Below are 3,453 nucleotides of genomic sequence, written 5' to 3'. Positions count from 1 at the left end.
GTTCCCTTGTAGGAGCTGTCGAGTGAAACGAGGCTGCGATCTTACGATTTATGGCTCCAACCCGATCCCCCGCAAAATCACACTCGTCACCGTCTGCACCGCCCGTTCGAACTGCATGTCCGACAGCGGTTGATGGTCATTGAGAATGTTCACCTGATGATCGAAGTCAGCGTAGTGCTGGGTCGAGGCCCAGATCATGTACAGCAGGCTCGACGGTTCCACCGGCAGGATGCGTCCATCGTCCACCCACTGGCGGATCTTCGCTTCTTTCATCTTGGCCCAGTCGTACAGGCTCGCATCCAGCGCTGTGCCCAGGGTCGGTGCGCCGTGGATGATTTCGTTGGCCCAGACTTTCGAACCATGCGGCCGGCTGCGGGAGTGGTTCATCTTGGCGCGAATGTAGCTGCTGAGCACCACGCGCGGGTCGTCGAACATCTCGAAGCACAGCGCGTCCTGTTTCCACACTTCCAGCAGGTCGAACAGCACGGCGCTGTACAGTTCGGTCTTGGTGCTGAAGTAGTAATGCAGGTTGGAGCGCGGCAGTTGCACTTCGGCGGCGATGTCGGCCATGGCGGTGCTGCCGAAACCTTTTTCAGCGAAGACCTTCTCGGCCCCCAGCAGAATTTTCTCGACGTTACTGCGACGAATCTCGATCTTGTGATTGCCCATGAGGGCTCCCTGACAACAGCGTTAAACAAGACTAGCATCCGCTCTAGCTTGCGGCGACTGGGGAAAAGCAAACTTCGTACAACCTGCGTCGCCCGACTAAACTGACCCGAACCCACCGCTGAGGGACTCACCATGCGTTTGAAGAAAACCCTGACCGCCGTCGCCCTGCTCGGTTCGCTGTTTGCCGCTTCAACTGCGTTTGCCCACGCCCATTTGCAAAGCCAGACACCCGCCGCCGACAGCACCGTGAAAGCCCCGGCGGAACTGAGCCTGGTGTTTTCCGAAGGCGTCGAAGCCGATTTCTGCAAAGTCACGATCACCCACGACGGTGCCGATGTGCTGGTGAAAAGCCTGGTCACTCAAGGCCCAGATAAGAAGACCCTGATCGTCACCCCGGCTGTGCCGTTGACTGCGGGTGACTACAAGGTCGAGTGGCATGTCGTGTCGGTCGATACTCACAAGAGCGAAGGCGCGTACGCGTTCGAGGTCGACCAATAACACATGACCAACGCGATGGTGCTGTGCCGTTTCCTGCATTTCACCGTGGTGCTGATGCTGTTCGGAGCGTGGGTATTCAAACCGCTGCTATTGCGCAGCGAGACAACGCTGGATCAGTTGCTGGCGCGCGTCTGTCGTTGGCTCGCAACACTGACACTGCTCAGTGGCATTGGCTGGTTGCTGCTGGTCACCGCGAGCATGGCTGGCACGTGGGAGGCGGCGTTTGAATCGTCGACCTTGCAGCGAGTGCTGACACATACCTTTTTCGGTCGAATCTGGACCTGGCACCTGCTGTTCAATGGCTTGCTGGTGGCGTTGCTGCTGACGCACCTGCGCAACAATCTGCCCTTGCAAGTCATCCTCAGCGGCCTGACATTGGCGACCCTCGCCCCCATCGGCCACGGCGCCATGCTCGATGGCGCCGCAGGGCAATTACTGATCCTCAATCAACTGATTCACCTGACCTGCGTCGGCACCTGGCTCGGCGGCCTGATGCTGCTGGTCATGATCCTGCGCCGCCCTGACGGACATGCCATCAGCACGCTGTTGCAGCGATTCAGCGGCGTCGGTTATGTCTTGGTGGCAGGGCTGATAGTCAGCGGATTGATCAACGTGCGGGTGCTCACCGGAGCCTGGTGGCCGACGCCGCTGCTGTCGGGTTTTGCCCTGATTCTTTTGATCAAGGTGTCGCTGGTTGCTGCGATGTTAGGGTTGGCGTTGTTCAATCGATTGCGGATCGATGATTGCGAACGGCGTCTGGCGACGTTGCGCAACAGCGTGATGCTGGAGTGGTTGTTGGGGCTTGGCGCGGTAGCGGCGGTTTCGCTGCTCGGAACCCTGCCGCCGATGATTTCGAACTGACGCCAACAAGTCATCGTATAACTTCCGATTGACAACCCGTAAAAATCCCGCAAATATTCGCCCAATGTTGTACGACGACGTATGACAAACAATAAAAACAAAAAAGAAAAGGGAGCGTTACAGTGAGCAAATTCGCCCGCAATTTTTCCGTCCGTAGTCCACGTCCCACCTTCGCCCGTCGCCACACCCTGAGCCTGATCGGTTGCAGCACCTTGGCCCTCGCCCTGCCTATGACCAGCCAGGCCGAAGGTTTCACCGATGACGCCAAAGCCACGCTGAACCTGCGCAACGCCTACTTCAACCGCAACTACACCAACCCGGCTTACCCGCAGGGCAAGGCGGAAGAGTGGACGCAGAACTTCATCCTCGACGCCAAGTCCGGCTTCACCCCAGGTCCGGTCGGCTTCGGTGTGGATGTGCTGGGGCTGTACTCGCAAAAACTCGATGGCGGTAAAGGCACTGGCGGCACGCAACTGCTGCCGATCCATGGTGACGGTCGCCCGGCCGACAACTTCGGGCGCCTGGGTGTTGCGTTAAAAGGCAAGATTTCCAAGACCGAATTGAAGGTCGGCGAATGGATGCCAGTACTGCCGATCCTGCGCTCCGATGACGGACGTTCGCTGCCGCAAACCTTCCAGGGCGGCCAGGTGACTTCCACCGAAATCAGTGGCCTGACGCTCTACGGCGGTCAGTTCCGCCAGAACAGTCCGCGCAACGATGCGAGCATGGAAGACATGTTCATGAACGGCAAATCGGCGGCCTTCAGCTCCGACCGTTTCAACTTCGGCGGCGGCGAATATGCCTTCAACGAAAAACGCACCCAGGTCGGCGTGTGGTACGCCGAACTCAGCGACATCTATCAGCAGCAATACTTCAACCTGAGCCACAGCCAGCCGATCGGCGACTGGACCCTCGGCGCCAACCTCGGCTACTTCATCGGCAAGGAAGACGGCAGCGCCTTGGCCGGCGACCTCGACAACAAAACCGCGTTCGCCCTCCTCTCTGCCAAGTACGGCGGCAACACCTTCTACGTCGGCTTGCAGAAACTCAGCGGCGACGATGTCTGGATGCGCGTCAACGGCACCAGCGGCGGCACCCTGGCCAACGACAGCTACAACTCCAGCTATGACAACGCCAAGGAAAAATCCTGGCAGGTGCGTCATGACTACAACTTCGTCGCACTCGGCGTTCCTGGCCTGACCCTGATGAACCGCTACATCAGCGGCGACAACGTGCACACCGGGACCATCACCGACGGCAAGGAATGGGGCCGCGAATCGGAACTGGCCTACACCGTGCAGAGCGGCCCACTGAAAAATCTCAACGTCAAATGGCGTAACGCGAGCATCCGCAAGAACTTCAGCACCAACGAGTTCGATGAGAACCGGTTGTTTATCAGCTACCCGATTTCGTTGCTGTAAGAGC

Annotated in this window: 4 protein-coding genes; 3 read left to right on the top strand and 1 reads right to left on the bottom strand. The window is 58.7% G+C overall.

Annotated features, from left to right (window positions below; genetic code table 11):
- Nucleotides 1-48: 48 nt before the first annotated feature.
- Nucleotides 49-669: a TetR/AcrR family transcriptional regulator gene (locus tag ACW9JC_RS29395; protein ID WP_448107501.1), complete on the bottom strand. Its 621-nt coding sequence runs from the start codon at nt 667-669 to the stop codon at nt 49-51.
- A gap of 132 nt (nt 670-801) precedes the next feature.
- Between ACW9JC_RS29395 and copC the strand changes: the two genes are divergently transcribed.
- From copC to ACW9JC_RS29380, 3 genes are all read left to right on the top strand, one after another.
- Nucleotides 802-1,167 (top strand): copper homeostasis periplasmic binding protein CopC, encoded by a 366-nt coding sequence (gene copC / locus ACW9JC_RS29390; protein WP_338586417.1) that lies wholly within the window; start codon nt 802-804, stop codon nt 1,165-1,167.
- A gap of 3 nt (nt 1,168-1,170) precedes the next feature.
- Nucleotides 1,171-2,028: a copper homeostasis membrane protein CopD gene (gene copD / locus ACW9JC_RS29385; RefSeq protein ID WP_457459430.1), complete on the top strand. Its 858-nt coding sequence runs from the start codon at nt 1,171-1,173 to the stop codon at nt 2,026-2,028.
- 122 nt (nt 2,029-2,150) lie between these two features.
- Nucleotides 2,151-3,449 carry an OprD family porin gene (locus tag ACW9JC_RS29380; RefSeq protein ID WP_457459428.1) on the top strand — a complete coding sequence of 433 codons (1,299 nt, stop codon included), beginning with the start codon at nt 2,151-2,153 and terminating at the stop codon, nt 3,447-3,449.
- Nucleotides 3,450-3,453 lie beyond the last annotated feature (4 nt).

The organism is Pseudomonas sp. SDO5591_S426, from assembly GCF_054070755.1.
This window is presented reverse-complemented; position numbering and strand designations above follow the sequence as displayed.